The sequence below is a fragment of the Pseudomonas frederiksbergensis genome (assembly GCF_000802155.2).
In the GTDB taxonomy this organism is placed as follows: domain Bacteria; phylum Pseudomonadota; class Gammaproteobacteria; order Pseudomonadales; family Pseudomonadaceae; genus Aquipseudomonas; species Aquipseudomonas frederiksbergensis_A.
Map to the genome: position 1 here is coordinate 1 of NZ_JQGJ02000048.1, position 4128 is coordinate 4128.

General features: G+C 57.6%; 6 protein-coding genes. 4 read left to right on the forward strand and 2 right to left on the reverse strand.

The features are described 5' to 3' along the window. Positions 1 to 741 precede the first annotated feature (741 nt). Positions 742 to 993 (reverse strand): DUF1654 domain-containing protein, encoded by a 252-nt coding sequence (locus JZ00_RS29515; protein WP_039594712.1) that lies wholly within the window; start codon positions 991 to 993, stop codon positions 742 to 744. Positions 994 to 1137: 144 nt separating this feature from the next. Further along, complete coding sequence (locus JZ00_RS29520; protein WP_039594717.1) at positions 1138 to 1794, reverse strand: LexA family protein; 657 nt, start codon at positions 1792 to 1794, stop codon at positions 1138 to 1140. An 87-nt stretch (positions 1795 to 1881) separates the two neighbouring features. Between JZ00_RS29520 and JZ00_RS29525 the strand changes: the two genes are divergently transcribed. The 4 genes from JZ00_RS29525 to JZ00_RS29540 all read left to right on the forward strand — a co-directional run. Then, on the forward strand, positions 1882 to 2094 hold the full coding sequence (locus JZ00_RS29525) for a transcriptional regulator (RefSeq protein WP_039594713.1): 213 nt from the start codon (positions 1882 to 1884) through the stop codon (positions 2092 to 2094). Between the two features lie 66 nt (positions 2095 to 2160). Then, the gene (locus tag JZ00_RS29530) at positions 2161 to 2583 is read left to right on the forward strand and encodes a phage regulatory CII family protein (protein ID WP_039594714.1); all 423 of its coding nucleotides are present in this window, start codon (positions 2161 to 2163) and stop codon (positions 2581 to 2583) included. A 151-nt stretch (positions 2584 to 2734) separates the two neighbouring features. Further along, positions 2735 to 3397, forward strand: coding sequence for a Rha family transcriptional regulator (locus JZ00_RS29535; RefSeq protein WP_039594715.1), 663 nt, complete (start codon positions 2735 to 2737; stop codon positions 3395 to 3397). Positions 3398 to 3408: 11 nt separating this feature from the next. Beyond that, positions 3409 to 4128 (forward strand): helix-turn-helix domain-containing protein (locus tag JZ00_RS29540; RefSeq protein WP_039594716.1); only part of this gene is annotated, 720 nt, incomplete at its 3' end.

A 4128-nucleotide genomic window follows, 5' to 3' on the forward strand; every position in this document is an offset into this window, starting at 1 on the left:
GCGCTGGGTGCCTTCGTTGGAAGGACTTTAGGTTGGCTATTTCATGGCGGTTATCCTCCGTTGTTCGCTCACTGGGCAGGCAGTGGCCACCTGTTAATCCGCATCGGAGAGTGATCGAAACACCAGGGCGCTACCCCTGCTTGTTTCCCGCCGCGTTTTTGGTATTGGCCGTCTTGCTCATACCGGCCCAGGACATTCACGGGGCTTTGCGATCCTAGCGTTGCAGCCCGCTTGGGCACGCTTCGATCACTCTCCGATGCGGCCTGGTGCTGGGGAGTACCAGGTGCTCGGGCCCGGGTTTGCACCGGACTTCCACGTCACCATTACTTTTATATGGGGTTCATACGTGTAGTTCGCCCATTTCCGTAGGCTTTCGCCATCCCGCTGCACCCTGTCGCCAAGGTGCAGAAGTGATGCTGTCCGTCCAATTACCGCCGGAAGGGGCGGGGCGCATTGCATGCCGGGTCGTTCACACGGTTCTGGCGTTTCACCATCGAGCAGCCGTCCAGGTTGTTCCTGTCGTTGGCAGGCTTTCGGGCCTGTCTGCTCGCCGGTCGCCGGTAGAGGCAATGCGGTCTGTTGTTTGTTGCGCTGGTTGTTAAAGAGCGGTGCAGCTTTCGCTGCTGGCCCGGTATCACGCCGGCTTGAAACAAATATAAGCCTGCTTATTCATCCTCGTCAATAAGTAGACTTATAAATTTTGCATCAGGCGATAAAAAGCCCGCGTTGCGCGGGCCTTGTTTAGCAGTCTAGGTAGCTTCGCCAGCCGATCCGAACGTGATCTTGTCCCAGGCGCTCAACCGTTACTCCATCGGTTTCATCCAGCTCTTGGAGCACCCGATCCCAAGCATCGAGTGCCTCATCGTCTCGTCGCTTGATGCTCACCGCCTGGTGTTTTTGCACCTTCGGGTCTGAAACCATCATTTGGATACGGCGACCGACGTGCTCGTATGCTTTAGACGAGACGGTTGTGCGAGCGGCGATCAGGTTCATGGCGTTCTCCTTTTTGTACTGTATGGATAAACAGTATTTCATCTTAAGAAAAACGGCAATGACGGGAGGAGTACATTTGTACTATATCGATGAGGGGGCGCAAAAAAGCCCGCGCTTGGCGGGCTTTGGGGGATCGGGTGAGGGCTAAAGCTTACCGGTCATTCGCACGGCCACTCCTATGATTCGACAGTTCTCATCCAGCTCAACCATTTTATATGCAGGATTCAAGGGCTTGAGATACCTCACGCCGCCGTCGTCTACCAGCTTCTTAAACGTTGCTTCGTTGCTGGCCGGGAGCTTCGCAATCACCAGCTTCCCAGGCTTTACGTCGGCTTCTGTGTCGACCAGGATCAGCATTCCCTCTGGCACACTTGTACCAGTCGGCGCCGTCATTGAGTCACCTTTAACCTCGAGCCAGAACGCGGGCCCTTTCGAGTCGTAGTCTGACAGCTCGTAGCGGTCTGAGAAGCCGTCAGGGTATGGCTGGACGGCTTCTTCCCACGCCCCTGCGGATACCCAGCTAATTACCGGATAGCGATATAGCTCGGCTGGTTGTTTGGCCATGCTCACGTTCGATTCGCCCGTGACTTTGTCGGTCATCGAGCCAATGCCGTCGGATAGCCAAATGGCGCTGACCCCACAAAGGTGCGCAAATTTTGCTAGATGGACGCTCTGCTGATTCTTACCGGTCTCCAGTTGGGAGATCACCGGTTGCTCAACACCGGCCTTTTCGGCCAGAGCTTTCTGGGTCAGGTTCGCATGCTTGCGAGCGAGCTTCATGCGTTCGGCTAGTGTCGTCATGTCCGTTAATTTATAAGTTCCCTTATGCCCTTGCAAATAAGGCTCCTTCTCCATACGATATAAGCGTGCTTATCAGGAGGGCTCGCTATGACCCCTATCGAAAGGCTCGTCGACCACTTTGGCGGGCAAACCAAAACAGCTTTAGCGCTGGGGGTTACTCAAGCCGCGGTTTCGTATTGGGTAACCGGTGCGTACTCCATGAGCGCAAAAACCGCGTTCAAAGCTGAAGAACTTACCAGCGGTTTGATCACCGCTCGCGAGCTCTGCGCTGAGCCCAAGCCGACGGTGACCGCCGCTTAGCTCTTAGGAAACATTTTGCAATGCGTGATGGCACGCAGCCACTGAAACAAAACCGAGGTTTTACGAATGGACGAATTTCTGCGGGCTTGCCAAAGCGCGGTCCTGGACAACGAAGCAAAGGTTCTGGCCGGGCAAATGGGGGTTCCTCACGTCAGCCTCCTGCAGCGCGCGAACCCGGACAACGACGCCCATCACCTGACCATCGAGCACTTGTTCGGGATCTTGCTGCACACGGGCGACATGCGTCCGCTTGCTGCCCTGGCTGATCAGTTCGGCTTCGACCTGGTCAGGAAGGAAGCCCCCGAGCCGCAAGCGCTAACCGCTTCGATGATGCATGTCGGCAAAGAAATCGCGGACCTGACCCTGGCGGTGCACAGCGCGCTCGATGACGGTCGGGTGACCCAGATCGAGAAGCAAGCCATCCGCAAAGAAATCGATCACGTGCGGCACGAGCTGAACGTGATGGAGCAGTCGGTGAAGGTTGCCTGAATAGCAGGCACAAAAAAGCCGGGCTGCAACCCGGCTCTTTCAACAACTTGTAAAACACAGTGGGGCCATTATGAACATCAACACCGCTCCCGGCAATACCCGCCATGTCGCGACACTTTTGGGACCATCGCAAAAGGTGTCGTGTCACACCATGTCGTCACGCGAGATTGCCGAACTCACCGGTAGCAGCCACGACAACGTCCTCAAAACCATCCGGGCATACGTCGCGAAGGGTGTCGTTTCTTCAAACGACACCCCCTACGTCCACCCGCAGAACGGCCAAGTCTACCGTGAGTTCCTGCTGACCCAGCGTGACACCCTTGTGGTGGTCTCGGGTTACAGCGTCGAGCTGCGGGCCAAGATCATCGACCGCTGGCAGGAACTGGAAGCGCAGGTTGGACAGTTCCAGATCCCGGCGACGTACGCCGAGGCGTTGCAAGCTGCTGCGGATCAGGCCCGCGACAACCAGTCGTTGCGTCTGGTGATCCTGGACCAGGAACCCAAGGTTGCTGCTATCAAGCGCCTAGCCGCCGCCGGCGGGGCGATCTGCATCACTGACTCGGCCAAGCAGTTGCAGGTCCAGCCCTGCAAGTTGTTCGCCTGGCTCGAACAGCACCGCTGGATCTATCGCCGCAAGGGCTCCAGGCGCTGGGTCGCTTATCAGCCTCGCATCACCTCCGGCTACATGATCCACAAGGTCACCGCACTGAAGCCAGACCGAGAGACTGGCATCGAGCGCGCCGCGTTCGACCCAATGATCACCCCCAAAGGCCTTGCCTACTTGGCCGAAAAGAATATCGGAGCCTCGCTGTGAGCGTTCAAGCAATGTCATGGGCGCTATCGCTGCCCGTTCAAACCCTGAAGGACTCCAGTGCCCGCCACGTGCTGCTGTGCCTTGCCAACTATGCCGGCTCCAACGGTGCTGGGGCCTTCCCCTCGGCATCTACTCTGGCCCAGGACACGGGCCTGTCCGAGCGCACCGTCCGTTACAAGCTGGACGCCCTGGAAGAGTCGGGCCTGATCAAGAAGGGAAACCAGGCGATCGCCGCGGTGCACATCGATCGCCACGACCGGCGCCCGGTGGTTTATGACCTTCAGCTTATGCGGGGTGCAAATACTGCACCCCGTACAGAGCGGGGTGCAAATGACGCAACGGGGTGCAACTCACAACAGAACGGGGTGCAGCCTGAGACAGAACGGGGTGCAGAATCTGCACCCAATACGTCAATTAACCATCAAGTAACCGAACAGCAGCTGCAGCGCGAGATTTCCGATGTGGTTGCCGAGCAGGACGGCCAAGCCCTCAGAGGCACCGATTCCCGTCAACGCTTTTCCATGTTCGCCGAGTGGACCTATGAACCCAAGCAGCTGGAAAGCCAGCTCAAGCTGATGGGCCTGAAATACGACGCCGTCACCGATGAAACGGTCGGCTCGTTCAAGGGTTTCTTCATCGCCAAGAGCGAAACCCGCGACTCGGACAGTGGGTGGTGCTATCGCCTGGCGAAGTGGATCAAGCGTGACAGTGCGGTGAAGCGTGGCGAGCCT

Bases quoted from the DNA above. Each gene is read 5' to 3' on its own strand.
- JZ00_RS29515 (WP_039594712.1), bottom strand. From the start codon at position 993: ATGAACCTGATCGCCGCTCGCACAACCGTCTCGTCTAAAGCATACGAG.
- JZ00_RS29520 (WP_039594717.1), bottom strand. From the start codon at position 1,794: ATGACGACACTAGCCGAACGCATGAAGCTCGCTCGCAAGCATGCGAAC.
- JZ00_RS29525 (WP_039594713.1), top strand. From the start codon at position 1,882: ATGACCCCTATCGAAAGGCTCGTCGACCACTTTGGCGGGCAAACCAAA.
- JZ00_RS29530 (WP_039594714.1), top strand. From the start codon at position 2,161: ATGGACGAATTTCTGCGGGCTTGCCAAAGCGCGGTCCTGGACAACGAA.
- JZ00_RS29535 (WP_039594715.1), top strand. From the start codon at position 2,735: ATGTCGTCACGCGAGATTGCCGAACTCACCGGTAGCAGCCACGACAAC.